Annotated in this window: 28 protein-coding genes; 16 read left to right on the forward strand and 12 right to left on the reverse strand. The window is 62.0% G+C overall.

The genetic code is table 11. The features are described 5' to 3' along the window. Positions 1 to 306 (reverse strand): ATP-dependent Clp protease adapter ClpS, encoded by a 306-nt coding sequence (gene clpS, locus A4A58_RS19145; protein ID WP_068734970.1) that lies wholly within the window; start codon positions 304 to 306, stop codon positions 1 to 3. 181 nt (positions 307 to 487) lie between these two features. On the opposite strand from clpS, the gene A4A58_RS19150 reads away from it, so the two are divergent. After that, positions 488 to 1,333, forward strand: coding sequence for a DUF1194 domain-containing protein (locus A4A58_RS19150; RefSeq protein ID WP_068734972.1), 846 nt, complete (start codon positions 488 to 490; stop codon positions 1,331 to 1,333). A gap of 71 nt (positions 1,334 to 1,404) precedes the next feature. On the opposite strand, the gene A4A58_RS19155 is transcribed toward A4A58_RS19150, so the two are convergent. From A4A58_RS19155 to A4A58_RS19175, 5 genes are all read right to left on the reverse strand, one after another. Then, positions 1,405 to 2,724, reverse strand: a complete 1,320-nt coding sequence (locus A4A58_RS19155; RefSeq protein ID WP_068734974.1) for a cobyrinate a,c-diamide synthase — start codon at positions 2,722 to 2,724, stop codon at positions 1,405 to 1,407. Further along, complete coding sequence (locus tag A4A58_RS19160) at positions 2,721 to 4,046, reverse strand: type II toxin-antitoxin system HipA family toxin (protein WP_068734975.1); 1,326 nt, start codon at positions 4,044 to 4,046, stop codon at positions 2,721 to 2,723. The genes A4A58_RS19155 and A4A58_RS19160 overlap by 4 nt, the downstream gene beginning before the upstream one ends. After that, entirely contained in the window at positions 4,046 to 4,297 is a 252-nt protein-coding gene (locus tag A4A58_RS19165; RefSeq protein WP_068734977.1) for a helix-turn-helix domain-containing protein, read from the reverse strand. Before A4A58_RS19165 ends, A4A58_RS19160 begins: the two co-directional genes overlap by 1 nt. Before the next feature lie 126 nt (positions 4,298 to 4,423). Further along, the gene (locus A4A58_RS19170; RefSeq protein WP_068734979.1) at positions 4,424 to 5,968 is read right to left on the reverse strand and encodes an acyl-CoA synthetase; all 1,545 of its coding nucleotides are present in this window, start codon (positions 5,966 to 5,968) and stop codon (positions 4,424 to 4,426) included. Between the two features lie 232 nt (positions 5,969 to 6,200). Next, positions 6,201 to 7,373, reverse strand: coding sequence for an acetyl-CoA C-acetyltransferase (locus tag A4A58_RS19175; protein ID WP_068734981.1), 1,173 nt, complete (start codon positions 7,371 to 7,373; stop codon positions 6,201 to 6,203). Positions 7,374 to 7,514: 141 nt separating this feature from the next. Between A4A58_RS19175 and A4A58_RS19180 the strand changes: the two genes are divergently transcribed. The 8 genes from A4A58_RS19180 to A4A58_RS19215 all read left to right on the forward strand — a co-directional run bounded on the left by A4A58_RS19180 (position 7,515) and on the right by A4A58_RS19215 (position 16,565). Then, positions 7,515 to 8,180 (forward strand): TetR family transcriptional regulator, encoded by a 666-nt coding sequence (locus A4A58_RS19180; RefSeq protein WP_068734983.1) that lies wholly within the window; start codon positions 7,515 to 7,517, stop codon positions 8,178 to 8,180. Positions 8,181 to 8,409: 229 nt separating this feature from the next. Then, positions 8,410 to 9,168: an SDR family NAD(P)-dependent oxidoreductase gene (locus A4A58_RS19185; protein ID WP_068734985.1), complete on the forward strand. Its 759-nt coding sequence runs from the start codon at positions 8,410 to 8,412 to the stop codon at positions 9,166 to 9,168. Between the two features lie 242 nt (positions 9,169 to 9,410). Continuing rightward, positions 9,411 to 10,217 (forward strand): enoyl-CoA hydratase/isomerase family protein, encoded by an 807-nt coding sequence (locus tag A4A58_RS19190; RefSeq protein ID WP_068734987.1) that lies wholly within the window; start codon positions 9,411 to 9,413, stop codon positions 10,215 to 10,217. A 78-nt stretch (positions 10,218 to 10,295) separates the two neighbouring features. Beyond that, positions 10,296 to 12,170, forward strand: coding sequence for an AMP-binding protein (locus A4A58_RS19195; protein ID WP_068734989.1), 1,875 nt, complete (start codon positions 10,296 to 10,298; stop codon positions 12,168 to 12,170). A 31-nt stretch (positions 12,171 to 12,201) separates the two neighbouring features. Next, positions 12,202 to 13,329 (forward strand): acyl-CoA dehydrogenase family protein, encoded by a 1,128-nt coding sequence (locus tag A4A58_RS19200; protein WP_068734991.1) that lies wholly within the window; start codon positions 12,202 to 12,204, stop codon positions 13,327 to 13,329. A gap of 12 nt (positions 13,330 to 13,341) precedes the next feature. Continuing rightward, positions 13,342 to 14,586, forward strand: a complete 1,245-nt coding sequence (locus A4A58_RS19205; protein ID WP_068734994.1) for an acyl-CoA dehydrogenase — start codon at positions 13,342 to 13,344, stop codon at positions 14,584 to 14,586. 63 nt (positions 14,587 to 14,649) lie between these two features. After that, the gene (locus A4A58_RS19210; RefSeq protein WP_068734995.1) at positions 14,650 to 15,879 is read left to right on the forward strand and encodes an acyl-CoA dehydrogenase; all 1,230 of its coding nucleotides are present in this window, start codon (positions 14,650 to 14,652) and stop codon (positions 15,877 to 15,879) included. A gap of 8 nt (positions 15,880 to 15,887) precedes the next feature. After that, positions 15,888 to 16,565 carry a nitroreductase gene (locus A4A58_RS19215; protein ID WP_068734997.1) on the forward strand — a complete coding sequence of 226 codons (678 nt, stop codon included), beginning with the start codon at positions 15,888 to 15,890 and terminating at the stop codon, positions 16,563 to 16,565. Positions 16,566 to 16,755: 190 nt separating this feature from the next. Here A4A58_RS19215 and A4A58_RS19220 read toward each other — a convergent pair whose 3' ends face one another. Continuing rightward, positions 16,756 to 17,577 (reverse strand): enoyl-CoA hydratase/isomerase family protein, encoded by an 822-nt coding sequence (locus A4A58_RS19220; RefSeq protein WP_433993640.1) that lies wholly within the window; start codon positions 17,575 to 17,577, stop codon positions 16,756 to 16,758. Between the two features lie 263 nt (positions 17,578 to 17,840). On the opposite strand from A4A58_RS19220, the gene A4A58_RS19225 reads away from it, so the two are divergent. The 4 genes from A4A58_RS19225 (at position 17,841) to A4A58_RS19240 (ending at position 20,509) form a co-directional block, all read left to right on the forward strand. Continuing rightward, entirely contained in the window at positions 17,841 to 18,500 is a 660-nt protein-coding gene (locus tag A4A58_RS19225; RefSeq protein ID WP_068734999.1) for a Crp/Fnr family transcriptional regulator, read from the forward strand. A 15-nt stretch (positions 18,501 to 18,515) separates the two neighbouring features. Next, positions 18,516 to 19,361 (forward strand): DUF6537 domain-containing protein, encoded by an 846-nt coding sequence (locus A4A58_RS19230; protein WP_068735000.1) that lies wholly within the window; start codon positions 18,516 to 18,518, stop codon positions 19,359 to 19,361. A gap of 170 nt (positions 19,362 to 19,531) precedes the next feature. Next, positions 19,532 to 19,936, forward strand: coding sequence for a DUF3307 domain-containing protein (locus A4A58_RS19235; RefSeq protein WP_068735395.1), 405 nt, complete (start codon positions 19,532 to 19,534; stop codon positions 19,934 to 19,936). Between the two features lie 156 nt (positions 19,937 to 20,092). Further along, positions 20,093 to 20,509, forward strand: a complete 417-nt coding sequence (locus A4A58_RS19240) for a hypothetical protein (protein WP_068735003.1) — start codon at positions 20,093 to 20,095, stop codon at positions 20,507 to 20,509. A gap of 11 nt (positions 20,510 to 20,520) precedes the next feature. Here the strand turns inward: A4A58_RS19240 and A4A58_RS19245 are convergent, their stop codons facing one another. Together A4A58_RS19245 and A4A58_RS19250 are read right to left on the reverse strand one after the other, a co-directional pair. Beyond that, positions 20,521 to 20,850, reverse strand: coding sequence for a YkgJ family cysteine cluster protein (locus A4A58_RS19245; protein ID WP_068735005.1), 330 nt, complete (start codon positions 20,848 to 20,850; stop codon positions 20,521 to 20,523). 60 nt (positions 20,851 to 20,910) lie between these two features. Continuing rightward, on the reverse strand, positions 20,911 to 21,609 hold the full coding sequence (locus A4A58_RS19250; protein WP_068735007.1) for a helix-turn-helix transcriptional regulator: 699 nt from the start codon (positions 21,607 to 21,609) through the stop codon (positions 20,911 to 20,913). 104 nt (positions 21,610 to 21,713) lie between these two features. Here A4A58_RS19250 and A4A58_RS19255 point away from each other — a divergent pair, with 104 nt between their 5' ends. Beyond that, positions 21,714 to 21,917, forward strand: a complete 204-nt coding sequence (locus A4A58_RS19255) for a hypothetical protein (RefSeq protein WP_068735009.1) — start codon at positions 21,714 to 21,716, stop codon at positions 21,915 to 21,917. A 58-nt stretch (positions 21,918 to 21,975) separates the two neighbouring features. Next, the gene (locus A4A58_RS19260) at positions 21,976 to 22,701 is read left to right on the forward strand and encodes a glutathione S-transferase family protein (RefSeq protein ID WP_068735011.1); all 726 of its coding nucleotides are present in this window, start codon (positions 21,976 to 21,978) and stop codon (positions 22,699 to 22,701) included. A gap of 13 nt (positions 22,702 to 22,714) precedes the next feature. Here A4A58_RS19260 and A4A58_RS19265 read toward each other — a convergent pair whose 3' ends face one another. Then, a complete protein-coding gene (locus tag A4A58_RS19265) occupies positions 22,715 to 23,341 on the reverse strand; it encodes a pyridoxamine 5'-phosphate oxidase family protein (protein WP_068735013.1) in 627 nt (208 codons plus the stop codon). Positions 23,342 to 23,467: 126 nt separating this feature from the next. Between A4A58_RS19265 and A4A58_RS19270 the strand changes: the two genes are divergently transcribed. After that, a complete protein-coding gene (locus A4A58_RS19270; protein WP_068735015.1) occupies positions 23,468 to 24,367 on the forward strand; it encodes a LysR family transcriptional regulator in 900 nt (299 codons plus the stop codon). Positions 24,368 to 24,373: 6 nt separating this feature from the next. On the opposite strand, the gene A4A58_RS19275 is transcribed toward A4A58_RS19270, so the two are convergent. Together A4A58_RS19275 and pobA are read right to left on the reverse strand one after the other, a co-directional pair. Beyond that, positions 24,374 to 24,793 carry a PaaI family thioesterase gene (locus tag A4A58_RS19275; protein WP_068735017.1) on the reverse strand — a complete coding sequence of 140 codons (420 nt, stop codon included), beginning with the start codon at positions 24,791 to 24,793 and terminating at the stop codon, positions 24,374 to 24,376. A 227-nt stretch (positions 24,794 to 25,020) separates the two neighbouring features. Further along, positions 25,021 to 26,193 (reverse strand): 4-hydroxybenzoate 3-monooxygenase, encoded by a 1,173-nt coding sequence (gene pobA, locus A4A58_RS19280; protein ID WP_068735019.1) that lies wholly within the window; start codon positions 26,191 to 26,193, stop codon positions 25,021 to 25,023. Between the last annotated feature and the right edge of the window lie 6 nt (positions 26,194 to 26,199).

Consider the following 26,199-nt stretch of genomic DNA (forward strand, 5'->3'; position numbering starts at 1 on the left):
CTATTCTTCCGGCTCGATCGTGAACAGCAGCGGATAACCCTTGGCACGGCCGGCATCGGTGGCGCGGGTTGCCTTGGTCTCGGCCACATCGTGGGTGAACACGGCGACAACGCAGACGCCGCGCTGATGCGCGGTCATCATCACCTTGGCGGCCTGATCTTCGGACATGCGGAATTCCGCCTTCAGCACCCGCACGACAAACTCGCGCGGCGTGAAGTCGTCATTGACGAGGATGACCTTGTACAGTTTAGGCCGCTCGACCTTCGGCTTGGTCTTGGCGCTCGGCTTGATGACGGTTTCGGGCATGGCAACTCACGCGGGCGGAGCACACGGCCTTCAATATAATGGCACCACCAGTGGCTGTCGATCAGCCAAGCCATCCGTTCAGGCGCTGCATCCCTGACTTGATTGTGAACATGCCTGCAGGTTCCTGCTTTGCGGCTCGTCATTTGCATGTCACCATTCGATTCTCAACGGGAGGGCCGCTATGCGCTGGTGTGTCTCGATTGGAGCGGTACTCGTCGCGGGAGCGATGGCCGGCGGCGACGTCGTGAGCATGGCTGCGACAGGCCCGAAAGCGCAGTTTGCCCAGAGCAAGCAGGACCCCGTGGTCGATGTCGAACTGGTGCTGGCGGTCGACGTCTCCTATTCGATGGATATGGACGAGCTGGCGATCCAGCGCGAAGGCTATGCCCAGGCCATCGTCTCCAAGGAATTCCTTACCGCGCTCAAGAGTGGCCCGACAGGCAAGATTGCGGTCACCTATTTCGAATGGGCGGCATCGTCGGACCAGAAGCTGATCATTCCCTGGCGTGTCATCGATGGCCCTGAATCCGCCGACGCGGTGGCATCCGAAATCATGAAGACGCCGATCCGCCGGGCATCGCGGACCTCGATCTCGGGAGCGATCTACTACGCCATGCCGCTGTTCGATGAAAATGCGCTGCACGGCCTGCGCCGCGTCATCGATATTTCGGGCGATGGGCCGAACAACAATGGAGGACCGGTGACGGTCGCGCGCGACGAGGCAGTCGCGAAAGGCATCGTCATCAACGGCCTGCCGATCATGGCCAAGGAACTGTCCTACTCGACCATGGATATCGAAAATCTCGATCTCTATTACGAGGACTGCGTGATCGGCGGCCCGGGCGCGTTCGTGGTGCCGATCAAGGAGCGCGACAAGTTCAAGGAAGCAATCCGCACCAAGCTGGTGTTGGAAGTTGCAGGATTGATGCCCGAGCCGCGCGCGATTCCTGTCGCCAACACGACCAGGGAGCCGCGCGTCAACTGCCTGATCGGCGAAAAGATCTGGCAGGATCGCTGGGGGCGGTGAGATTGTTTCTTGAATGCAAAGCGCCGGCAGCGCACTCCCTCGCCCCGCTCTTGCGGGGAGAGGTTAAGACGCTATGAGCTGACTTGCGCAATGGCGTGAAAGAACGTGCCGGTGACATGGCCGCGCCGTCCGCCGCGTTCTGCCATGGGGTCGCCTTGCGCGTTGCGGAGATCGACCAGCGGGTCGTCGCTGCCCGGATCAATCAGTGACGCATAGTGAAATTCGTGGCCGCGGATGAGCGATCCCTTTGGTCCGATAGGACTGTCGGATAGCAATCGCGCCTCGCGATAGCCGAGATGCAGGCGGCGCCTGTGGAAACTCGTCGTGTGTCCTAGCAGCCCCGTCATCGGATGCCGGTTGCCGTCGGCATCCTCCAGGCCTTCACCGAGCACCATATAGCCGCCGCACTCGCCATGGACCGAACGTGTCTGTGCGAAGCGCACCAGCCCGTCGCGGAATTTTTGCGCCGAGGCAAGCGTCGCCTCGTGAAGTTCGGGATAGCCGCCGGGCAGCCAGCAGCTATCGCAATTATCCGGCGGTGTTTCATTGGCCAGCGGTGAGAAACAGACGATTTCTGCGCCGGCATTACGCCAGCCGTGGATCAGATGCGGATAGATGAAGGTGAATGCCGCGTCGGCAGCCAACGCAACGCGCTGGCCGGGCGGCGGCAAGGCCGGCGCGGCATTGCGTGTTGGCTGCCGCTCGACGGGCGCGGCCAGCGCGATGATGGCATCGAGATCGAGATGCTTTTCCGCCATGTCGGCGAGAACGCCCATCCGCGTGGCAAGGTCGCCGTGTTCGCCGGCCTGGATGAGGCCGAGATGGCGCTCCGGCAGCGCCAGCGCGGCATCCCGCGGAATGGCACCGACGACGGGGATGCCGAGTGGCGCGATGGCATCCGTGATGAGGCGGCGATGTCGGTCGCTGCCGACGCGGTTCAGGATCACACCGGCGACGCGGACGTCAGGATGATGACCGGCAAAGCCGCGCACCATAGCGGCGGCTGATTGCGATTGCGCGGTCACGTCGAGCACCAGCAGCACCGGCAACTTGAACCGCGCGGCGATGCTGGCACTGCTGCCGTCGCGGTCGGCGACGCCGGGCACGCCGTCGAACAGGCCCATGACGCCTTCGACCACCAGCAGATCGGCGGCAGTTGTGGCATCGGCCATGAGTGCATGCAGCAGCGCCGGAGGCATCGTCCAGCTGTCGAGATTGATGCAAGGCGCGCCGGTGGCGACCGCGTGAAAGGCGGGATCGATGTAATCAGGCCCCGCCTTGGCCGCGCGCAGCGTGATGCCGCGCCGCGCCAGCGCGGCGAGCAGGCCGAGCGTGACGGTCGTCTTGCCCGCACCGGATCGGGCTGCGGAGACCAGCAGGCCGGCGGTCATGAGGAAACCTGGCTGAGGCTTTTCTCGATCATCGTGATGCGATGTGTCATCGCTTCCGAGATCGATGCAACCAACTGTTCGGGGAAATCTCGAGGCAAGTCATTAATCGCTTGCTCTGCCTTCGTCATCGTGTTTGCGACGATATCCTCGAAAGTGGAGCGCACGAGACTGGCACCGATGCCCGCCATCGCAGCGGATTGGACGAAGTGCCGCGGCATGACCTCCTCGACCCTGTAGTGACGGCTCTTGCCGATCGACATCGCCAGCTTGAAGTTTTTCCTCTGGACCTGCCCATTGTCGAGGCTCGGCTGTGCGCTCAGCACGTCATAGAGCGGGGTCATGCGGAAGCGTCCACCTGGATTGAGGAAGATGCTGAAATTCTTGGCATGGCCGTCGGTGGCGCCGATCAGCCAGAACACGATGATGGTGCGCAGGAAATGCGAAAGGTCTGCTTCGACGGTGTCGCTGCCCTTGAGCAGGCCGAAGATCTCCGTCGTACCGGGGCCGCCGTCGGACTGATATTTTCGCGTCGAGGGTATGGACAGCGATTGCAGGCAGTCCTCCTGAGGCAGGCGCAGCAGGCGCTTGTCGCGCGTCCAGAGCCGGTCGAAGCGTTCGACCACCAGCGTTCGCCGCCCGCCGAAATCGGCGATTTCCGTATGGGCTGACGGGATGCCGAGCGCTGACAAAAGTCTAAGGCAGAAATACTCGTTCTCGACACTGTCCGAGAGATTGACGCCGTTCGGGAGCCGGCCGATCTGCGGTTTCAGGATATGGGTGGTCGCCGTCGTGCCAATCGGTTTGTACCATCGGCCGTCTCGCTTCAGCAGCGCCGTCTTCTCCTGGGCTCCGGCGATAGAAATACGGAAGTCCTTATCCTCGCCGAGCCCGAGCGGGGCAGAAACGAGGTTGTTCAGGATGTCTGCGATATCGCCAGCATCGACAGGATGGCCGTCCACTTTGCCGGCCGGGTCGGGTGTGTGTTCGTCCGGAAGAAATTGCAACGCGCCGACGCAGTCGTGGCCGAGGGCGGCGAGCATGCTGTAGGTGTCGGTGCCTTCGGCGCCGACACGTTCGGCGACGCGCTTGCGGATTGCGTCGCCGTCCGGCAGCAGATTGTCGAAGACATTGAGGACCGCCGCGCCGACATACTGATCTTCGCGCAGTGGAAGGGATAGCGAGATGGGAAAGGTCGAATCCCAATCCAACCAGTCGCGCGCATAGCGGAAGTTGACGGCACCACTTGCCTCGCGCCGGAGCGCACCGACGAGCCTGCCGTTGACGAACACGTTCAGCGGAACGTGCTTCGGCGAACGCGCCATCAGAAAATGCTTTCGATGTCGGCGGCCTCGGTGGTCGTACGAGATCGCACAACCAGTTCGAGATTGAGCGCGGCGAGAGCCGCCATCAGCGTATTGAGTTGGACGGCGGGTTCGCCGGCTTCCAGACGGGAAACCGTTCCCTGCCGCAGATGCAGCTTCTGGCCGAGTTCCGTTTGTGTAAGGTCAGCTTGCTTTCTCGCCCGCCGCAAAATGGCGCCGAGCTGTTTTTCGTTGCGTGCGATCTGGTCCATGGAAAATCTCCCATGAAGTTTATACGCGGTCGCGTATAAAAATACAATATACGCGATCGCGTATATTTCAATTTTATACGTAAATGCGTATAAAAAAGCTATATACGCGATCGCGTATAAGCCGCCTCACACTGTCGCTCTTTCTTTCTTCGGCCAGTACTTGTCCCGCAGATGTCGCTTCACCAGCTTGCCGGTGGGCGTGCGTGGCAGTTCAGCTTCGAAGTCAATGCTCTTGGGGCATTTGATCGGCGACAAATGCTTGCGGCAGAACACCATCAATTCGGCCTCCAGCGCCTTGCCGGCGCGGCTCATGTCGTGCGGCTGCACCACGGCCTTGACCTCTTCGCCCATTTCTTCATTCGGTACGCCGAACACCGCAACGTCGGCGATGTCCGGATGGGTGATCAGGACGTCCTCGGTCTCCTGCGGGTAGATGTTCACGCCGCCGGAAATGATCATGTAGGACTTGCGGTCGGTGAGGTAGAGGAAGCCCTCGTCGTCGAGGTAGCCGACATCGCCGAGGGTGGACCAGCCGCGCGCGTTATAGGCGCGCTTCGTCTTCTCGGGGTCGTTGTGGTAGCTGAACTGCGGCGTATCGGCGAAATACACCGTGCCGATTTCGCCGGTCGGCGCTTCCTGGTCCTCTTCATTGACGATCTTGACGCTGCCGACCACGGCCTTGCCGACGGTGCCGCGATGCGACAGCCACTGCTGCGAGTTCGACACGGTGACGCCGTTGCCTTCGGAGCCGGCGTAATATTCGATCAGGATCGGTCCCCACCAGTCGATCATGCGCGCCTTGACGTCGACGGGGCAGGGGGCTGCGGCATGGATCGCGCCGTTCAATGAAGAGACGTCGTATTTCAAACGGACTTCATCAGGCAGCTTCAGCATGCGGACAAACATGGTTGGCACAAGCTGCGACTGGGTGATCTTGTGCTTTTCGACAAGCTTGAGGAATTCCTCGGCGTCGAAATGCTCCATGATCACCGACGTGCCGCCGAGCGTGATCGCCATCATGTTAAAACGTAACGGAGCCGCGTGATACAGCGGCGCCGGCGACAGATAGATCGAGTCCGATGTCATGCCGCACATGTTCGCGCAGAGCAGCTTCAGGAACGGATTCGGCACGTCGATAGGATTGTGCTCCGAGGCGCGCTTGATGCCCTTGGGGCGGCCCGTCGTGCCCGACGAATACAGCATGTCATAGCCGGCGATCTCGTCGGCAATCGGCGTAGCGGGCTGCGCGGCGAGGGCGGTATTCCAGTCGCGGAAACCGGTGCGCGAACCGTCGACGATATAGAACATCGGCTCGGCCGCGTTGGTGATCAGCGGCGCGACCACGTCGGCGCATTTCTCGGAGGTGATGACGACGCGGGCGCCGCAGTCTTTCACGATATAGGCGATCTCGTCCTGTGTGAGGTAGCGGCTGATCGCTGTGTAATACAGCCCGGCGCGCTGGGCAGCCCAGCAGATCTCCATGAAATCGAGCCGGTTCTCCATCAACAGCGCGACGTGATCACCGGCCTTCATGCCCAGCGATCGAAACAGCTGTGCGCCGCGGTTGGAACGTTCGTCGAGTTCGCGATAGGTGAGCGCCTGGCCGGAGCCGGCCATGCGGTAGGCAATCTTGTCGGGATTGGTCTTCGCGTGAATCGACGGATGCGTCATGGAGAATTCCTTGGTGTTTCCTCGAAGATCGGCGGATTTTTCCGCTCGTGGTGTGGTTTAGTTTTCTTACTTCCCCTCTCCCCTTGTGGGAGAGGGTGCCTGAGCGAAGCGAAGGCGGGAGAGGGGTATGGCCAGTCGCGGGCCCTCTCCCGTCTCGAGCCCGCTTCGCGTGTTCGATCCACCCTCTCCCACGTCGCGCTGCTACGCAGCGCTAGGGGAGAGGGGAAGAAAATTACAACCGCTCCACGATCGTCACATTGGCCATGCCGCCGCCTTCGCACATGGTCTGCAGTCCGTAGCGCTTCTTGTTCTGCTGCAGCGCGTGCACCAGCGTAGTCATCAGCTTGGTGCCAGAGCCGCCGAGCGGATGGCCCAGCGCGATGGCGCCGCCATTGACGTTGAGGCGCTTCGGATCGGCGCCGGTGGCTTTCAGCCAGGCCGTTGGAATCGAGGCAAAAGCTTCGTTGACTTCGAACAGGTCGATGTCGTCGATCTTCATCCCGGCCTTTTCGAGCGCGCGCTTGGTGGCGGGCAGGGGCGCTTCCAGCATGATCACGGGATCGCCGCCCATCATGGTCATGTGGTGGATGCGCGCCAGCGGCTTGATGCCGAGTTGCTTGAGGCCCTTCTCGTTGACAACCATCACGCCCGACGCGCCGTCGCAAATCTGGCTGGCGGACGCGGCGGTGAGCTTGCCGTTCTCGGCGATCAGCTTGACGCCGCGGATGCCGTCGAGCGTCGCATCGAAACGGATGCCTTCGTCGATGTGATGCGTGTCCGTGGTGCCATCGGCGCGGGTGATCTGCAGCGGGATGATTTCGTCCTTGAACCGGCCGGCCTCGGTCGCCGCAATAGCGCGCTGGTGGCTCTCGAAGGCGTATGTGTCGAGGTCATCCTTCGACAGTCCGTATTTCTCGGCGACCATTTCGGCGCCGGTGAACTGGCTGAACTGGATGTTGGGATAGCGCGCTTCCATGCCGGGGCTCTTGTAATGGCCCATGCCGGCCTTGGAGGCGAGGATGCTCGGCGAGCCCATCGGCACGCGGGTCATGCTCTCGACGCCGGCGGCGATCACGATGTCCATGGAGCCGGCCATCACAGCCTGGGCGGCAAAATGCAGCGCCTGCTGGGAGGAACCGCACTGGCGGTCGATCGAGGTACCCGGCACGCTTTCCGGCAACTTGGAGGCCAGCACTGCGTTGCGCGCGACGTTCACAGCCTGCTCGCCGCCCTGGCCGACGCAGCCCATGATGACATCCTCAACCGACGCGGGATCGGCGCCGGTGCGTTCAACCAGGGTGTTCAAAACCGAGGCTGCGAGATCGGCGGGATGCCAGCCGGCGAGTCGTCCGCCCTTGCGGCCACCTGCGGTCCGTGCGGCGGCGACGATATAGGCCTCGGCCATGCGTGATCTCCCTTTTTTGCCTTGTTTGGCGGCGTTTTTCGTGGCGTTGAACGCACGGGATTTAAGTGTCCGCGGAGAGTTTAGTCAATCGGTCAATTAACTCTTGAGTGCGGCCGATTGTTCGTATTATCTGCGCTCCGAATGGCACCGACTTTGAACCCCAGCACCTCCCTGAAAACCGCCGCTGCTCGTAATCCGACGGCCGACAAGCTGTTGCTCGCGGCGAGCGAACTGATGATTGCCAGCAACTCCATCGAGGTGTCGCTGAGCGAGATTGCGCAGCAGTCGGGGGTCAATGCGGCGCTGGTGAAATATCATTTCGGCAACAAGGACGGGCTGCTGCTGGCGCTGCTTGCGCGCGACGCCGCCACCGAGATGACCAATCTGGAATATCTGCTGGCGCAGCCGATCTCGGCCACCGCAAAACTGCGGCTGCACATCGCCGGTATCATCAAGGCCTATTACCAGTTCCCCTACATGAACCGGCTGATCCACTACTTGCTGCATGAAAGCAGCAACGAGGCGGCCGACGAAGTGTCGAAGTTCTTTGTGGGGCCGCTGCTCGGCTTCCATCGCCGACTGCTGGCAGAAGGGCTCGACTCCGGCGAATTTCGCAAGGTCGATCCGGTGCTGTTCTACACCAGCCTGATCGGCGCCTGCGACAACCTGTTCTTCAGCCGTCATGCGATGTCGCGCGCCATCGGCGTCGGCCCGGTGACCGATGAAGTCTGCCGCGACTACGTCGCCCATATGGAAGCGATGCTGCTCGGCGGGATCCTCACAAACAAGAAGGCCGCAAAGGCCTGACATCACGAGCTCAGAAGAAACGGCCCAAGGAAAACTGTCAAGAAAATTTAAAAACGTCGGGAAACGCCCAAGGAACTAAATTCAAGAATCAAAAAACAAGAAACGCCCAAGGATCAGTTTCAAGAACAACAACCAAGAAAACGCCCAAGGACCACTTCTTCTTTTTCTTCTTCGTCGCGACTCAAAAATTCAAGAAACGATCAGAAACGCCCAAGGAAAGGCTCTATCCATGCAGTTGAAAGACGTAGCCGTATTCATCACTGGCGGTGGTTCGGGCCTCGGTGCCGCGACCGCACGCGCGATGGCTGCCAAGGGCGCCAAGGTCGCCGTGTTCGATCGCGCGGCGGAGAATGCCGAGAAGGTCGCTGCCGAAGTGAAGGGCGTGGCCACCGTCGGCGACGTCACCAGCGAAAATGACGTCAAGGCGGCGCTCGCCAAGGCAGCCGCTGCGCATGGCACCGCGCGCGTGCTGATGAACTGCGCCGGTATCGGCGGTTCGCAGCGCATCGTCGGCAAGCAGGGCGTTTATCCGCTCGAGAAGTTCACCAATGTCATCATGGTGAACCTGATCGGCACCTTCAATTGCCTGCGTTTGTTCGCCGAGCAGCTCGCCGCCGCCGAACCGATCGGCGAGGAGCGCGGCGTCATCATCAACACCGCCAGCGTTGCGGCCTATGAAGGCCAGATCGGCCAGATCGCCTACTCCGCCTCGAAGGGGGGCGTTGTCGGCCTCACGCTGCCGGCCGCCCGCGATCTCGCCTCCAGCAAGATCCGCGTCAACACCATCGCCCCGGGCCTGTTCCTGACGCCGCTGCTGATGGGCCTCAATGAGGAAGCCCGCGCCAGCCTCGGCGCCCAGGTCCCGCATCCGGCCCGCCTCGGCGACGCCTCGGAATACGGCAACCTCGCGGTCCACATAGTCGAGAACCCGATGCTGAACGGCGAGACCATCCGTCTCGACGGCGCCATCCGCATGGCTCCGCGGTAGTAGTTTTCCTTCTCCTCTCCCCCAGCGCGGCGTAGCCGCGCGCCGCGGGAGAGGGTGGATGCGCGCGCAGGCGCGCAGACGGGAGAGGGGTAGCCACAGACTCCTTAGTCTGCGGCTACCCCTCTCCCGAGCGAGTTTGTTTCTACTGCCAGTGCTGCCCTCTCCCGCCTAGCGAAGCTTCGCTTCGCACTGGAGAGAGGGCGCAATAACGAGCGCTAAAGGTGCCGTAACGGGAGTAACACGTGACCTCACCGCTGCTGATCGAACACGACGATGGCGTGGACCGGGTGACGCTGAATCGTCCGGACAGTCTCAACGCGCTCGATCCTGCTCTGATCGACGCACTGAACGACTATTTCGAAAGCCTGCAGCGCAATCGCAAGACGCGCGTCGTTGTCCTCAGAGGCGCCGGTGCCAATTTCTGCGCCGGGCTGGACCTCAAACATGCGATGGCTGCGCGCTCCGGCCAGAACGCGCCGCGCACCGTCACCGAGTCGCTGGATTCCCAGCGCCGCATCGCCGATATCGTGATGCTGATGCGCCGCTGCCCGCAGCCGATCATTGCGCTGGTGCAGGGCGCGGCTGCCGGCGGCGGTTTCGCGCTGGCGCTGGCCGCTGACATCCGTATTGCCGCAAAGTCGGCGCGGATGAACTGCGCCTTCATCAAGCTCGGCCTCGGCGGCTGCGATATCGGCTCAAGCTATTTCCTGCCGCGTCTCGTCGGCGTGTCCGTTGCGTCAGAATTGATCCTCACCGGCCGCTTCATTCACGCCGATCGTGCGCTTGCCGTTGGGCTGGTGTCCGAAGTGGTCGATGACGGCCAGCTCGAGGCCGCCGCCGCGCCCTATGTCGAGGCGATGATGACGGCGTCGCCGGTTGGGCTTCGGCTGTCCAAGGAATGTATCAATATGTCCGTCGATGCCGGCTCCATCGAAGCCGTCATCGCCATGGAGGATCGCAATCAGGTGCTGTGCAGCCGCTCGGAGGACTTCGAGGAAGGCATCCGCGCATTCATCGAGAAACGAAAGCCGTTTTACATCACACGTTAAAGCGTGATCTCACGCAACGAATACAAGGTCCGACAAACGAGACCATGGTTCGACAAGAACGGTTTTGGGAGAAACCACATGAACGCCCAGGCTGCCGCGGTGCTGACAAAGCCCGCCTTCCGCAAGATCCACTGGATGGAGCGCGACATCGATGTCGAGCGCCGCACGGATGGCGTGATTGTCATGAAGTCGCGCGTGCCGTTGATGGCTTATGAGACCCATCTTCCGGCCTCGCTGGCGAAATGGGCGAAGGAACGTCCTGATCACACCTGGCTGGCGCAGCGCGCCGGTGCGGACCGTCAGTGGCGCAATCTCAGCTACGCCGAGGCCAAGCGCACGGTGGATTCGCTGACCCAGGCGTTGCTCGACATGGAGCTGGAGGTGGATCGCCCTATCGCAATTCTCTCGGGCAATTCCATCGAACACGCGCTGATGACCCAGGCTGCGATGCAGGCGCGCCATCCGGCAGCACCCGTGTCGCCGGCCTATTCGCTGATGAGCCAGGACCACGCCAAGCTGAAATATCTGTTCGACCTCATCAAGCCCGCCGTGGTGATGGTGCAGGACGGCCCGAGCTTCCAGAAGGCGCTCGATGCGCTGGATCTCAACGGCATCAAGATCGTGCATGTGGCGCGCGCGCCGGCAGGCATTGCAAGCATCGCTTATGCGGACATGGCCGCCACCAAGGTGACGCCTGCGGTCGATGCATCCATTGCGCAGATCACGCCCGACACCGTCGGCAAGCTGCTGTTCACATCCGGCTCGACGGGCATGCCGAAAGCCGTGATCAACACCCAGCGCATGATGACCGCCAATGCCGCCCAGATGATGCAGACGCGCCCGCGCGATGCGCATGCGCAGCCGCCGGTCTATCTCGACTGGATGCCGTGGAACCACACAATGGGTGGCAACGCGCTGTTTCACCCGCTGCTGATCGAGGGCGGCACGCTCTATATCGATGACGGCCGACCGATGCCCGGGATGATCGACGAGACGCTGCGCAATCTGCGCGAGATTTCGCCGACCTATTACGCCAATGTCCCCGCAGGCTATGCCGCCATCGCCAGCGCGATGGAGAAGGACGATGCGCTGGCGCGCTCGTTCTTCAAGAACCTGAACCTGATGGCCTATGGCGGTGCACGTCTCCCCGACGATCTCTATGACCGTATGCAGGCATTGGCTGTGCGCGCCACCGGCGAGCGCATCGTGTTCTATACCGGCTGGGGCTGCACCGAGACGTCGCCGACCTCGACCGGCACCTATTGGGACACAGAGCGCGTCGGCCTGATCGGCCTGCCGTTTCCCGGCGTCGAATTGAAGATGGTGCCGGTGGATTCGAAATACGAATTGCGGCTGCGCGGCGTCAATGTAATGCCGGGCTACTATCGCCAGCCGGACCTCACCAAAGCGGCCTTCGACGAGGAAGGCTTCTACAAGATCGGCGACGCTGGCATTTTCGTCGACGACAACGACCCTGTGCAGGGCCTGATTTTTTCCGGTCGCGTGGTCGAAGACTTCAAGCTGACCACCGGCACCTTCGTGCATGTCGGCTCGTTGCGCACCGATGTGATCGCCGAGGCGACGCCGGTGGTGCAGGATGCGCTGATCACGGGACAGGATCGTCCTTACATCGGCGTGCTGGCCTGGCCCAATCTGCCGGCCTGCCGCATCATGATCGGCGAGCCCGAAGCTGATTTCGCCGATGTGGTGAAACATCCTGCTGTGCTCGCCAGCCTCAAGAACGGCCTGCAGGCCCACAACGCCTCCTGCGAAGGCGCCAGCAGCCGGCGCATTGCGCGCGCGATGTTCATGGTCGAGCCGGCGTCGATCGACGGCAACGAACTCACCGACAAGGGCTACATCAACCAGCGCGCTGGCCTCGAACGCCGCGCGGCATTGGTCAGCCAGCTTTACGCCGAGCACCCTGGCGAAGACGTCATCATCCTCAACTAGACTTTCATCGATCAGAACAGAGTACACCGCCATGAACTTCGATTTCTCCGACGACCAGAAGCAGCTCCGCGATGAAGCCCGGCGTTTTCTCACCGAGAAGTGCCCGCCGAAAGCCGTGCGCGCCGTGATCGACGGCAAGGCGCCCTATGATCGCGAGCTCTGGAAGGGCCTCGCGGATATGGGCTTCCTTGGCGTCGCCATTCCGGAAGCGTTCGGCGGTTCGGGCGCCGGCCATCTCGAACTCTGCGTAATCGCCGAGGAAATGGGCCGCGCGCTGGCGCCGGTGCCGTTCTCCTCGACGGTTTATCTCGCCGCCGAAGCGCTGCTGCTGGCCGGCTCCGATGCGCAGAAGCAGAAGTGGTTGCCGGCGATCGCACAAGGCAATGCCATTGGCACGTTGGCGCTGTTCGAAGGCTCCGGCAATCCGTCGCCGAAGGCGATCAAGCTCGCCGCCGCGAATGGTGTGCTCAATGGCACCAAGAAGCCGGTCGCCGACGGTGCGATTGCTGACTTCGCCATCGTCGCCGCGCGCACGGGCTCGACCGGTCGCGACAGCGATATCGCGCTGTTTCTGGTTGATCTCACCAGCGAGGGCGTCGAGGCCAAGGCGCTGACCTCCATCGATCCGTCGCGCAATCAGGCCGAAATCTCGTTCAAGAACGTCAAGGCCGAGCCGCTCGGCGCAGCCAATGAAGGCTGGAGCATCCTCTCCCAGGTGCTCGACCGCGCCGCGGTGCTGATCGGCTTCGAGCAGGTCGGCGGTTCCGACCGTGCGCTGGAAATGGGCCGCGACTACGCGCTCGACCGCATCGCCTTCGGTCGTCAGATCGGTTCGTTCCAGGCGGTCAAGCACATGCTCGCCGACATGTATGTCTCGGCGACGCTGGCACGCTCCAATTGTTACTACGGCGCTTGGGCGCTCTCGACCAACGCGTCGGAACTGCCGGAAGCCGCCGCTGCAGCACGCATCAGTGCGACGCAGGCATTCCAGCATTGTTCGAAGAACAACATCCAGGTTCATGGCGGCATGGGCTTCACCTGGGAGTTCGACTGCCACCTCTACTACCGCCGCTCCAACGCGGTGGCTGTCGGGCTCGGCTCACTGTCTTATTGGGAAGATCAGTTGATCGAGCGCATGCGCCAGAAGAATGCGGCGTAAGGATCAATCGAGATGAATTTCGATGACACCCCGCAGGAGGCCGCGTTTCGCGCCGAGGCGAAAGCCTGGATCGCGGCCCATGCGCCCAAGCAATACGAAGACGAGCTGAAGAAGGCCGCGCTCGGCCGCATCCAGCTCAAGAGCGCGAATATCCTTGAAGTCGCAAAAGCCTGGCAGAAGAAGAAGGCCGATGCCGGCTGGGCCGTACCGCATTGGCCGAAGGACTATGGCGGTCGAGGCGCCTCGCCCATCGAGCGCGTGATCTGGCAGCAGGAAGAGGGCGTGTTTGGCAAGCTCGGCACGCTGTTCATCATCGGCCACGGCATGTGCGGCCCGACCATGATGGCCTATGCCGCCGAGGAGCATAAACGGCAGTATCTGCCGCCGCTGGCCTCCGGCGAGAAGATCTGGTGCCAGTTGTTTTCCGAACCTGCAGGGGGATCCGACGTTGCCGGTCTGCGCACCCGTGCGGAGAAGGACGGCGATGACTGGTTGATCAACGGCCAGAAGATCTGGACCTCAGGTGCGCATTACTCGGATTACGGCATCCTGATCACCCGCACCGACCCGACTGTGCCCAAACACAAGGGTCTCACCATGTTCTTCCTGGACATGAAGAGCCCAGGCGTCGAGGTGAAGCCGATCAAGCAGGCCAACGGTCAGGCCGAATTCAACGAAGTCTATTTCACCGACGTCCGCATCCCGGACTCGCAGCGGCTAGGCGCCGTCGGCGATGGCTGGAACGTGTCGCTGACCACGCTGATGAACGAGCGCATGGCGATCGGCGCCAATGTTGCCACGGGATTCCCGGAACTGTTCGAATTCTGCAGCAGTCTGATGCTGGACGATGGTCCCGCCATCGACGACCCCGCCGTGCGCTCCAAGCTTGCCAACTGGGCGGTGCGTGCCTCGGGCCTGCGTTACACGGCATTCCGTTCGATCTCCGCACTGTCGCGCGGCGAACGGCCGGGCCCGGAAAACTCCATCGGCAAACTCGTCGCCGGCGCCATGTTGCAAGATGTCGCGACCTATGCGCTCGATCTGCAGGGGGCGGCCGGCGTGCTGAACGGGCCGGAGGATGCGGAGGTCGCCGGCAAATTCCAGGCGATGCTGCTGCGGTCGCCCGCGACGCGCGTCGAGGGCGGCACCGACGAGATTCTGCGCAACATCATCGCGGAACGTGTGCTCGGCCTGCCGGGCGACATCCGCGTCGACAAGGACGTGCCATTCAACAAGATCCCGACCAAGGGACGATAACTGGCGACCAGGGTGACTTGCTGCCCTGGTCGCAGTTTTTCTTTTTCGTAGAGGACGACTGCCATGAATTTCGATGACACGCCGCAGGAAGCCGAATTCCGCGCGATTGCGCGCAAGTGGATCGATGCGAACGCGCCGAAGGAGCTGGAGGCCGAGCTGACCAAGCGCGCCAGCGAGAAGCGCGATGCGATGCTCGATGTCGCCAAGGCGTGGCAGAAGAAGAAGGCCGATGCCGGCTGGGCCTGTCTGCATTGGCCGAAGGAATATGGCGGCCGTGGGTCGTCGCCGATCGAGCGCGTGATCTGGCAGCAGGAAGAGGGTGTCTATGACAAGCTCGCGCGGCCCTTCGCCATCGGGCAGGGCATGTGCGGTCCCACCGTGATGGCCTATGCGTCCGAAGACCAGAAGCGCAAATACCTGCCGCCGCTGGCGTCGGGCGAGAAGGTCTGGTGTCAGCTGTTCTCTGAACCCGCCGGTGGTTCCGACGTCGCCGGCTTGCGTACCCGCGCGGAGAAGGATGGTGACGACTGGATCGTCAACGGCCAGAAGATCTGGACCTCCGGCGCGCATTATTCCGACTACGGCATTCTCATTACCCGCACCGACCCGAATGTGCCCAAGCACAAGGGGCTCACCATGTTCTTCCTGGACATGAAGAGCGAAGGCGTCGAGGTGAAGCCGATCAAGCAGGCCAATGGCATGCAGGAATTCAACGAGGTGTTCTTCACCAATGTCCGGATTCCCGACGCGCAGCGGCTCGGTGCCGTCGGTGACGGCTGGAACGTGTCGCTGACCACGCTGATGAACGAGCGCATGTCGATCGGCTCACGCGTCGCCACGGGTTTCCCGGAACTGTTCGAATTCTGCAGCAACCTGATGCTCGAAGACGGTCTCGCCATCGACGATCCCAATGTGCGCTCAAAGCTGGCAAGCTGGGCCGTGAAGAACTCCGGCCTGAAATACACTAGCTATCGCTCGATCTCGGCGCTGTCGAAGGGCGAGCGTCCGGGTCCGGAAAACTCCATCGGCAAGCTGGTCTCCGGCATGATGATGCAGGACATCGCGATGTTCGCTGCCGACCTGCAGGGCGCTTCCGGCGCGCTGGTCGGTGCCGATGCGGAAGCAGCCGGCGAATTTCAGGCGACGATTCTCGGCTCGCCCTCCATGCGTATCGCCGGCGGCACCGACGAGATCCTGCACAACATCATCGCCGAGCGTGTGCTCGGTCTGCCCGGTGATATCCGCGTCGACAAGGACGTGCCGTTCAACAAGGTCCCGACCAAGGGACGGTAAGGTTAACTATGACTGCTCCCATCGACACGCTCGAAGATCTTCTGGCGTCACGCTACTCCTGCCGCGCCTACAAAACCAAGCAGGTGCCGCGCGATATCATCGATCGCATTCTCAATGCTGCGCAAAAGACCGCTTCATGGTGCAACAGCCAGCCGTGGCAGGTGACCATCACCTCGGGCAACGCGACCATGAAATTCCGCGACGTTCTGTATCCGGTTGCGGCCGCGAGCACGCCGAGCACCGGAGACTTTGAGTTTCCGCGCGAATATCGCGGCGTCTATCTGGATCGCCGCCGCGAAAGCGGCTTCCAGCTCTACAACACGCTAGGCATCGCGCGCGGCGATAAGGCGGCCTATGCCGAACAGGCGTTGCAGAACTTCAATTTCTTCGGCGCGCCGCATGTGGCGATCATCACCTCGGACGAGGCACTCGGCGTCTATGGCGCGGTGGACTGTGGTGGCTATGTGAACAATTTTATGCTGGCTGCGCAGGCGCTCGGCCTCGCGACCGTGCCGCAGGCGGCGCTGGCGTTTCACTCGGCCGTGGTGCGCCAGCATTTCGGCATGAGCGACGATCGCCGCGTCGTTTGCGGTATCTCGTTCGGCTATCCGGACCGCGAGCACAAGGTCAACAGCTACCGAACCAACCGCGCGCAGTTGGACGACGTGGCGACGTTTGTGGAGTGACTCTGCTCACTTCCCCTCTCCCCCAGCGCAGCGAAGCTGCGCGTCGTGGGAGAGGGTGGATCGAACGCGAAGCGTTCGAGACGGGAGAGGGGGCAGCGGAGATTGCGGCTCCCCCTCTCCCGCCTTCGCTTCGCTCAGGCACCCTCTCCCGCAAGGGGAGAGAGGAAGAAAAGTGCCACAGGCTTAGCGTTTAAAACCGCGGTGCCCGTTTCTCCGCGAACGCCTTCGTCCCTTCCTTGATCTCATCGCCCCGCATGCTGTCCCGCGCGCGCTGATCGGCGGCAGCCTCGTCCAGTTCACCGCGGGCGAATTCGTTGATCGCCTGCTTCATGCCGCGCATGGCGATCGGGGCGTTACCGGCCAGAACCATGGCGAGCTTGTCGACTTCCTCGTCCAGCGCCTCGGCCGGCACCATGGCGGTGAGGTAGCCGATCCGCAGCAGTTCGCTGGCTTCCAGCTTCTGTGCGGTGAGAAACAATCGCTTGGCGTTGTCGACGCCGAGCCGGCTCACATAGCGTTTGATACCGCCCTTGTAATAATGAAGGCCGAGCCGGGCGGCCGGCATGAACATCTCGCAGGTGTCGACGCCGACCCGGAAGTCACAGGCCAGTGCCAGGTCGGTCGAACCGCCATAGACGCCACCATTCAGCCGGCAGATGGTCGGCAGCGCCAGGTCCTCCAGCCGGTTTGCCACGGCCTCAAAGGCCGACCCGGACGAACCTTCGGCCACGGGCTTGGGCGCGCTGGCAGCCCGTTCGGAGATCGCATTGAGATCGAAGCCGGCGCTGAAAGCGCGGCCGGTGCCGGTGAGCACCAGCACCCGGATGGCGCGATTGGCCTCTACGCGATCGAACAGTTGTACCAAGGTGTCCAGGTCGAGCTGGGACAGCCGGTTCAGCTTCTGGGGGCGGTTCAGGCGGATGGTGGCGCGGGGGCCGTCGATGCTCAGAATGGGGGGCGAGGCCTGGTCAGATGCGGTTTCCGTCGTTTCCGACATGTTGTTCTTCTCCATAGCGTTTTCGAGCGAAGTGGATGCCCGGTTCGCGTTCAGAAAACGCGTCAAATCTAAAGGCGCGCGCCTTGGGTGCGGGCACAGCGTGACCGTGCCCGCACCCGGATGGGACGTCAATCTGAGCACCAGACCGTGATTTCGAGCGGTTACAAGACGGGCTATTTTAACCGGATGGGCTATATTGCACACGCAAAGGCCCGGTCATCCGTCCTTCATGTTGACGGGTGACGTTGCGGCCGTTCCTGGAAACCCGGTTTGCTCCCATGGATATGTCCTATCTTCATCACGCCGGCAGTGCCTTTGCCACCATCTTCGTGGTGGCGACCTGCACGATGCGCACGATGATCCCGCTGCGGGTGTTCGGCATCATGGCCAATGTCCTGCTGATCGCGATCTCGATCCCGACCCACAACTATCCGACCATGGCACTGCATGCGGTACTGCTGCCACTCAACATCTACCGCCTGCGCCAGATGCTGCAATTGGTCCAAGATGTGAAAAAGTCGGTGAATTCGGACCTGTCGATGGAATGGCTGAAGCCGTTCATGACCAAGCGTCCCTGCAAGGCAGGCGAGATCCTGTTCTACAAGGACGAGAAGGCCGAGGACATGTTCTACATCGTGTCCGGCCGCTATCGTCTTGTTGAGTCGGGCATCGAGCTGCCGGTCGGCGCCATCGTTGGCGAGCTTGGCATGCTGTCGCCGACGAATGAACGCACCCAGACGCTGGAATGTATCGAGCCCGGCATGGTGCTCAGCGTCAGCTACAGCCAGGTCGAAGAGCTGTACGTGCAGAATCCGGAATTCGGTTTCTTTTTCCTGCGTCTCGCCAGCGCGCGATTGTTCGAGAATATCGACAAGCTGGAAGCGCGTCTGATGAAGCAGGACGCGCCCGCATTGCCCATGGCGCCGCAGCACGCATAAGCATCAGGACGTCCCGTGGCAGGTTTCATCAACGTCATCCGCTCCACGCTCGCCGAGCTGGCGAACAGGAGCGAACCTGCAGCGCCGGTTTTGCCGGTGGGGCTGCCGGCTGCGGTGCGTCCTGTGGCGGAAGATGGCGTGGCCCTGTTGATCAACTATCAGAGCGCAGTCTACGCGCAGCTCTACAGCGACCGGCTGCGTCGCTTCGTCGGACGGCGCAACGTCAGCGACGAGTTGTTCAGCGAGATTGCGCGGCTGCTCGCGATGCGTATGAGTTATCACGACCCGATCCGCATTGCGCAGCTTAAACTGCAGGAGCCCGTGATATCCGGCCGGCCGCCGGTGGTCGACAAGCGGCGTTTTCGCCTCGACGAGTTGGTGTCGGCATTGCCGGAGATCGTCGGCGATCCCCTGATGTGGGCGCTCGAGCGCATCTATTGTGCGCATCGCACGGTGCCGATCCGTTTCAGCAAGGCGAGCATCTGGGGCATCAAGCGCCTTGAGTTCGAATCCTGGCTGCGACGTTGGCGCCTGTTGTCGACGCGTTATGAAACCGAGCGCGTCTGGGTCGAACGCTGGCTGCACATGATTGATCGGGCACTGACCAAGCAGCCGGACGCGGCAATGGCCATCGTGCAGACGGCGACCATGATCGAAGGTTACGGCACGGGCTATCGGCAGGGCATGGCCGCCTGGCATCAGATCATCGATGGGCTGGCCAAGCCGGCTTTCGATGGGACGCTGGTTATCACCGATCTGGCGGACGCGATCACGCGTGCCCGTGCGGTGCCGCGCGACCCGAAGGGTGACCAATTACGCAAGGCGATCGGCGAACTCCGGGCGCATGCCGTCCTGAACTAGCGAGAAAGTGGAGCGTGCGCAGTGTTTTCCCGTCCAGGCTGGCTCTGCAGGAAGCGGTGGGTTTTCGGTTCCGCGGCGTGCATTCCCGGTTTCGGAGTGTCATAAATAGGGCGAGTGATCGGGCCGGCTAAGCGGGCCAGCCTGTCGTGACCGGTGAGAGGGACGTCAGCTTGTTGTTTCCTGCAATGTCGTCGTCGATTGCTCTGGGCGGGCTCGTCGGGTGGATGCTCGTCCTCACCGTCAAGCACGTGATCGCTGATTTCCTGCTGCAAAACGCCTGGATGGCGATAGGCAAGGATCAACGGACCGGATGGGCGCTGCCGCTGCTGGCGCATTGCGCGATCCATGGCGTCCTGACGACGCTGTTCATTGCGGTCGTGCAGCCGAAGCTCTGGTTCCTGGGACTGGTCGACTTCGCGATCCACATCACCATCGATCGGCTCAAGGGCATCTGCGTATCGCATTTCGGTGTGACGCAGGGCCATCGCTGGTTCTGGTGGCTGATCGGCATCGATCAGGCGCTGCATCACCTGACCGACTTCTTCCTGGCCATCTTCATCGTCGCCAACAGCTGATGCGCGTTTGAACGCATCGAGTTCCAATGTGGCGGTAGCAGGGCACGGCTGCCACATTTCAGACTGTTACTCAAGAGTCGCACGCGGCCATTAAGGCTGTTGGTTAACCCTGCGTTAGGAAATTCAACCGCATCCTCATTAACGAGGAGAAACCCCATGCGGTCCAGCCGTCAAGCTTTTGAGAACGATTTTTGCCCCGTCGAGGAAGATCTGCTCGGTGCAATGTATCGTGCAAATGAAAATGGCCTGCCCCATCTCGTGGCCAGCGTTTCATCCGATGTCCGCGCGATGCTGGCTCTGTTCTGCTATCGCCGCAGTCATCTTCACGCTTTGGCAATCTCGATCGCATCGAGCTGCAGCGAGCGTGAGCTGATCGAATTCGGTGGCCGCGTGGGTTCCACGCTCTACGCGCTGTCACACGACACCGCCGTGGCGCGTCCTTCGGTGTCGGCCTATCACAACCGCAAGGCGATCACGCTGTCGACCAAGCCGCTCTCGACGCTGGCGCCGATGGATGATGATCTCGACGACGAGCTGGATGACAAGGAATTCGCTCACGCCGTCACGGCGTAAGCTGACATCAACTACTCTGCGGCTGCCAGAATTGGCAGCCCGTGCCGGCGCCGCGCCATGGCGCATTCGGGATCGCCGGGCATGCAGGTCCGGCACACGTCCGGTCTGACGGCGTAAATCCCGCAGGCAGTGGCCTCTCCAACCTTTCCGTTCAACGCGCTGCAACGGTCTCCGTCGCAACGCATTCCCGATTCACGATCGTTGACATATTTGGCCGGGATCAGATCGAGATCGGCATCGTCCTCGATGGTGAAGCGCGGCCAGTTGCTGGAATACGAACAGCACGCACCACAGGCCTGGCACGGGCTGGCTTCGCTGATCGTGGCTGCGTTGCTTGTCATGCCGCGGTTTATCGCGATCGGGCGGGTTTCGCCAGCCGTGCAGATGCGTGCTTGGTTGTTTCAGGTATCCTGTGGCCGCTCCCAGCTCAGCGTCTTGCGCCATTTGCTGCGCAGCGTTTCGCGTCGCTCCGGATACTTCTCATCGAGAAAATGCGCCTCGATCGCGCGGTCGGTTCGGAAACTGCGGAAATCCTTGCGAAGCTCGCACCACGCCGCCAGCAGCCGCACGGCTTCCAGATAACCCACCGCGATAGGCCAGACGATGCGCTCGCTGTTGCGGCCGGCTTCGTCCCGGTAAAGCAGCCGGACCTTCTTGCCCGCATGAATATGCGCCCGCATCTGCACCATATCCATACTGTCGGCGGCACCGTGGAAATCCGGCCGCGCGCGGCTCGCGGGTTCCAGCACGAAGGGGCGCAAGCGCTCGGGCACGGTGTCCGCGATCTTCGCGATGAGATCCTGCGCCGCCTTGGCCAATGCCGGATCGGCGTGGCCCATCACCCATTGCGCGCCAAGCACGGCGGCTTCGATCTCGTCGGGTGTCAGCATCAGCGGCGGCATGTCGAAACCGCGTTCGAGGATATAGCCCATGCCGGCTTCGCCGCGGATCGGGACGCGTTGTGCCATCAGCGTCGCGATGTCGCGATAGATCGTGCGCTTGGACGTTTCCAGTTCGGCGGCAATGGCATCCGCCGTCAGCGGCTTCCGCGTGCGCCGGAGTACCTGAATGATCTGAAACAGGCGGTCTGCGCGTCTCATCGTCGTCTCTCTGTCCGTGTTGGTCCGCTGTCGATGCTGACAGCATGTTGGCAGCAGGGGGCAGTCATACAGGACCCAGGTTCAAACGAACGAAGGATTCTGCAATGACCGCTTTCGATAGCCTCGAGGCATTTTCGCATGGTGACCGGCTCTGGCGCATCCGGGCATGGCTCCTGGAACGCGCCATTCTCGTCCTGTCAGGCGACCTCCGCTGGGCGCTGATCGGGCTCGGCTGGCGCATGGTTTCCACCGCGGCGGTCCAGACGCGTGTCTGGGTCGCCGGCGCGACCCGGCGTGACCACTGCTGACACCACGGTGGCAGCAGCGACTGCCTAGTCTCTTGTCCTTATCACTTGGAGAAACCACATGATCGTCCTTCACGGCGCAGGCGCGGGCTTCGGCCTGCCGGAAATCAGCCCTTTCGTTACCAAGACGGAAGTCCAGCTCAAGATGGCCGGCTTGCCCTATCAGAAGCAACCGGCACGGCCGCAGGATTCGCCGAAGGGGCAGATGCCCTATATCGACGACGGGGCTGAGTGCATTGCCGACTCCACCTTTATCCGCGCCTATATCGAACGCAAATATGACGTGGATTTCGATAAGGGTCTCGATCTCGCCCAGCGCGCTCAGGCCTGGGCGATCGAGCGGATGATCGAGCATCATCTCTACTGGTCGCTGGTCGGCGTTCGCTGGGTCGATGCCGATAATTTCGCCAAGGGACCGTCGCATTTCTTCGACGGCATTCCCGAAGCGCAGCGCGACGAGATTCGTGCATTCGCGCGCAAATCCGTCATTCAGAACCATCTGGCGAACGGCCTTGGCCGGCATCCTGCCGATGAGGCGCTGCAACTAGCGGATCGTTCGCTGATGGCGCTATCGGTGCTGCTGGCCGGAAAGTCTCACCTGATGAGCAACCACCCGGCCGGTGTCGATGCAACCGCATTCGGCGTTCTGGCCGGGATCATGTCGCCATTGTTTCCGTCACCCCTGCAGCGTCAGTTGCACCGCTACGGCAACCTCGTCACCTACGTGGATCGCATGATGGCAGAGTATTATCCCGAACACGTCTGGCAGTGCAGCGTCGCTGCCTGACGCTGCGTCGCCTTCAATGCGGCGACGCTGCACCCTTCAGCGTCGCCAGTTCTGCTTCCAGCTCGACGATCCGTGCTTCGCGGACTGCCAGTGCTGCGGCGACATCGGCCGCATCGAACTTCTGCGGGATATGCTGCGGACAATTGGTGTCCCATGCGGCAATCGTGAATAGGATGACCTGTTCGGGCTTCGCCCGATAACCTTGCGGCATCAGCGATCGCATTAAGGCAGGGTCGTCCTCAACCACCCGTGCGGTGCCCCAGAGCTTGACCCGGCGACGATGCGCGAAATCCATGATGAAGATGTTCGCCTTGGGATTCTCGGCGAGATTGCCCTGGGTGATGTATTGCCGATTACCGCTATAGTCGGCGAAGGCCAGCGTGTGCTTGTCGAGCACCTTTACAAAGCCGGCCGGCCCGCCGCGATGCTGGATGTAAGGCTGCCCGTCCGCGCTGGCGGTGGCAAAGAAAATGCTATTGGTGTCGGCCAGACGCGCCGCAAGATCGTCATCGACCTCGGTGCGCCAGCCGCCACTCTCCTCGACGCGCGCATAAGCGGAGCGCGATCCCTTCCGCGCCTGGATCGCCTTGACCGTGGGCGTGAAGGCGATGTCGCTGGAAGAGGTGTGGAGGTCTGACATGGCTTACTCCCTGATTGGAGCCGCGAACCGGAATGCGCTCTCCGTAACCAATAAAGTGGCTCCTTCCCCTCGCAAGAACAATCATTGGAATTGACACTTCATTATTGCGAGATATGAAATTATCCGATGGATCGTATCGAAGCCATGACCGTCTTCGTCGCCGTGGCGGATCTGCAGGGGTTTGCGCCTGCGGCCCGCAAGCTCGGACTCTCCGCCTCGGCGGTCACCCGAATGGTGGCCGCCCTGGAAGAGCGACTCGGCGCGCGCCTGCTGCAGCGGACCACGCGCTCGGTGATGCTGACCGATGTCGGCGCGCGCTATCTGCAACGAGCGCGCCAGATTCTCGCGGATATCGAGGAAGCCGAGGGCTCCGCACAGGCCGAACGCGCGCGGCCGAGCGGGCGTCTGGTCGTCTCCGCACCGGTTGGCTTCGGACGCCTGCATGTTACGCCGCTGATCTCGGCCTATCTGCAGCGCTATCCCGATGTCTCGGGTGAATTGCGGCTGACCGATCGCATGGTCAGTCTGGTCGAGGACGGAATCGATGTTGCCGTCCGGATCGGCCATCTCCCCGATTCCAGCCTGGTGGCGCGTCACGTTGGCAGCATGCCGCGCATCGTTGTGGCGTCGCCGGATTATCTGACGCGGCGCGGCCAGCCGAGGACGCCGGAGGACATCGCGAAGCACGATACGATCCAGTTCGGTGTCATTGCGTCAGCGCCGGAATGGCGCTTCGTGCAGGATGGCGACGACATTCGCGTCACACATACGCCGCGCTTCACCACCGACGTCGCCGATGCCGCCATCTGGCATGCCGAACATGGTGGTGGCCTGACCCGCGTGCTGGCCTATCAGGCGGCCGATGGACTGGCAGCCGGACGGCTGAAGCGTGTGCTCACCAAGTTCGAACCGCCGGCGGTGCCGATCCACATCGTCTATCCGACGTCGCGGCTGCTGTCGGCTAAAGTGCGCGTCTTCATCGACCTCGCCGCCGAAACCTGCCAGTGGGATTTCAGCAAGCGATAGCTTTCGCTACACTTTTGGTGGGGCCACGCTGAACGTGCCATTCGCTCGGGCGCAAGGCTCGCCATCCGCTGATATCAGCGCCTGCGCAAAGCAGAGACGTTTGCCGGTCTTGATCACCTCGGTGTCGATCTGCAGCCATTGCCCGATCTGTGCCGAGCCGAGAAAATCGGCGGAGAGATTGACGGTGAGCAGCCGTGCGCCGCCGCCGAGCACATGGCCGCAGCTCAGGCCCATCGCATTATCGGCGAGCGCCGTGATCAGCCCGCCATGCGCCATGCCGCGCGAATTGGTATGCGCTTCGGCAATGCGGAGGCCGAGGATGACATTAGTCTCCGTCACCTTTGAATAGATCGGTTCCCACGGTGCGGTGAGGGGGCTCTTGCGATAGTGCGGCGCGAAGCCGTCGGGGATCGTGGTGTCGGTCATGGCGCACTCAAACCCGAAATGCGGGGTGAAGGACAGACCAACAAAGTTTGAAACGAGGGTGATACGACGTTTAAAACAGGCGTGATCGCGGCAATAGCTATAACGCTGTCATTGCCGGGCTTGACCCGGCAATCCATCTTTGAGCCACCGCGCTTGCGGCAAAGATGGATACGCGGGTCAAGCCCGCGTATGACGCCTGAGTGTAGGGCGGGTGACGAGGCGTCGTCTTAGTAAGGCAGTCCCACATAATTTTCCGCCAGCGACGCCGTTGCGACGTCCGAATGCACGACGTAGTCGAGCTCGGCCTGCTGCAGCTTGGTGCCGAAACCGTCATTGTCGGGGAAGCGATGCATCATCGATGTCATCCACCAAGAAAAGCGCACGGCCTTCCACACGCGCTTCAGCGCGATGGCCGAATAGAAGTCGAGACCGCTCGAGGATTTCTCATCGTAGAATTCGCGCAGCGCCATCGACAGGTAATGGACGTCGGAGGCGGCGAGGTTGAGACCCTTTGCGCCGGTCGGCGGCACGATGTGGGCGGCGTCGCCGGCGAGAAACAGCCTGCCGAAGCGCATCGGTTCCGCGACAAAACTACGCAGCGGCGCGATGCTCTTCTCCAGCGATGGGCCGGTGATGAGGCTTTCGGCGGCCTCCGTGTCGAGGCGACGGCGCAACTCGTCCCAGAACATGTCGTCGGTCCAGTTCTCGACTTTTTCGTCGAGGGAGCACTGGACGTAATATCGGCTGCGCGTCATCGAGCGCATCGAGCACAGCGCGAAGCCGCGTTGGTGATTGGTGTAGATCAGCTCATGCGACACCGGCGGCGTATCCGAGAGCAGGCCGAGCCAGCCGAACGGATAGACGCGCTCGAAGGTCTGTATGGCGGAGGCCGGAACGCTCTGGCGCGACACGCCGTGGAACCCGTCGCAGCCGGCGATGAAATCGCAGGAGATCTCGTGGCTTACGCCGTCCTTGACGTAGCGGACGCGGGGGCTTGTGCCGTCGAAATCATGCAGGCTGACATTGTCGGCGTCATAGACCGTGGTCAGGCCGGCCTTGTCGCGGGCGTCCATCAGGTCGCGGGTGACTTCGGTCTGGCCATAGACGGTGACGACCTTGCCGCCGGAGGCTTTCTTCAGGTCGAGGCGATGGCGAATTCCGCCGAACAGAAGTTCGATCCCGTCGTGGATCAGGCCTTCGTGATGCAGGCGCTCGGTAATCCCCAGCTTTTCCAGCAGGCCAACGGTGCCCTGTTCGAGCACACCGGCGCGGATCCGCGCCAGCACATAGTCGCGATTCTTGCGCTCGAGAATAACATTATCGATCCCATAGGCATGCAATAGTTGCCCAAGCAACATTCCAGCCGGACCAGCTCCAATGATTGCTACTTTTGTTCGCAACGCTTG

The organism is Tardiphaga robiniae (assembly GCF_001618955.1).
GTDB classification, from domain to species: domain Bacteria; phylum Pseudomonadota; class Alphaproteobacteria; order Rhizobiales; family Xanthobacteraceae; genus Tardiphaga; species Tardiphaga robiniae_A.

Coding starts and splice junctions, on each gene's coding strand:
- clpS (WP_068734970.1), bottom strand. CDS start 306: ATGCCCGAAACCGTCATCAAGCCGAGCGCCAAGACCAAGCCGAAGGTC.
- A4A58_RS19150 (WP_068734972.1), top strand. CDS start 488: ATGCGCTGGTGTGTCTCGATTGGAGCGGTACTCGTCGCGGGAGCGATG.
- A4A58_RS19155 (WP_068734974.1), bottom strand. CDS start 2,724: ATGACCGCCGGCCTGCTGGTCTCCGCAGCCCGATCCGGTGCGGGCAAG.
- A4A58_RS19160 (WP_068734975.1), bottom strand. CDS start 4,046: ATGGCGCGTTCGCCGAAGCACGTTCCGCTGAACGTGTTCGTCAACGGC.
- A4A58_RS19165 (WP_068734977.1), bottom strand. CDS start 4,297: ATGGACCAGATCGCACGCAACGAAAAACAGCTCGGCGCCATTTTGCGG.
- A4A58_RS19170 (WP_068734979.1), bottom strand. CDS start 5,968: ATGACGCATCCGTCGATTCACGCGAAGACCAATCCCGACAAGATTGCC.
- A4A58_RS19175 (WP_068734981.1), bottom strand. CDS start 7,373: ATGGCCGAGGCCTATATCGTCGCCGCCGCACGGACCGCAGGTGGCCGC.
- A4A58_RS19180 (WP_068734983.1), top strand. CDS start 7,515: ATGGCACCGACTTTGAACCCCAGCACCTCCCTGAAAACCGCCGCTGCT.
- A4A58_RS19185 (WP_068734985.1), top strand. CDS start 8,410: ATGCAGTTGAAAGACGTAGCCGTATTCATCACTGGCGGTGGTTCGGGC.
- A4A58_RS19195 (WP_068734989.1), top strand. CDS start 10,296: ATGAACGCCCAGGCTGCCGCGGTGCTGACAAAGCCCGCCTTCCGCAAG.
- A4A58_RS19200 (WP_068734991.1), top strand. CDS start 12,202: ATGAACTTCGATTTCTCCGACGACCAGAAGCAGCTCCGCGATGAAGCC.
- A4A58_RS19205 (WP_068734994.1), top strand. CDS start 13,342: ATGAATTTCGATGACACCCCGCAGGAGGCCGCGTTTCGCGCCGAGGCG.
- A4A58_RS19210 (WP_068734995.1), top strand. CDS start 14,650: ATGAATTTCGATGACACGCCGCAGGAAGCCGAATTCCGCGCGATTGCG.
- A4A58_RS19215 (WP_068734997.1), top strand. CDS start 15,888: ATGACTGCTCCCATCGACACGCTCGAAGATCTTCTGGCGTCACGCTAC.
- A4A58_RS19220 (WP_433993640.1), bottom strand. CDS start 17,577: ATGGAGAAGAACAACATGTCGGAAACGACGGAAACCGCATCTGACCAG.
- A4A58_RS19225 (WP_068734999.1), top strand. CDS start 17,841: ATGGATATGTCCTATCTTCATCACGCCGGCAGTGCCTTTGCCACCATC.
- A4A58_RS19240 (WP_068735003.1), top strand. CDS start 20,093: ATGCGGTCCAGCCGTCAAGCTTTTGAGAACGATTTTTGCCCCGTCGAG.
- A4A58_RS19245 (WP_068735005.1), bottom strand. CDS start 20,850: ATGACAAGCAACGCAGCCACGATCAGCGAAGCCAGCCCGTGCCAGGCC.
- A4A58_RS19250 (WP_068735007.1), bottom strand. CDS start 21,609: ATGAGACGCGCAGACCGCCTGTTTCAGATCATTCAGGTACTCCGGCGC.
- A4A58_RS19255 (WP_068735009.1), top strand. CDS start 21,714: ATGACCGCTTTCGATAGCCTCGAGGCATTTTCGCATGGTGACCGGCTC.
- A4A58_RS19260 (WP_068735011.1), top strand. CDS start 21,976: ATGATCGTCCTTCACGGCGCAGGCGCGGGCTTCGGCCTGCCGGAAATC.
- A4A58_RS19265 (WP_068735013.1), bottom strand. CDS start 23,341: ATGTCAGACCTCCACACCTCTTCCAGCGACATCGCCTTCACGCCCACG.
- A4A58_RS19270 (WP_068735015.1), top strand. CDS start 23,468: ATGGATCGTATCGAAGCCATGACCGTCTTCGTCGCCGTGGCGGATCTG.
- A4A58_RS19275 (WP_068735017.1), bottom strand. CDS start 24,793: ATGACCGACACCACGATCCCCGACGGCTTCGCGCCGCACTATCGCAAG.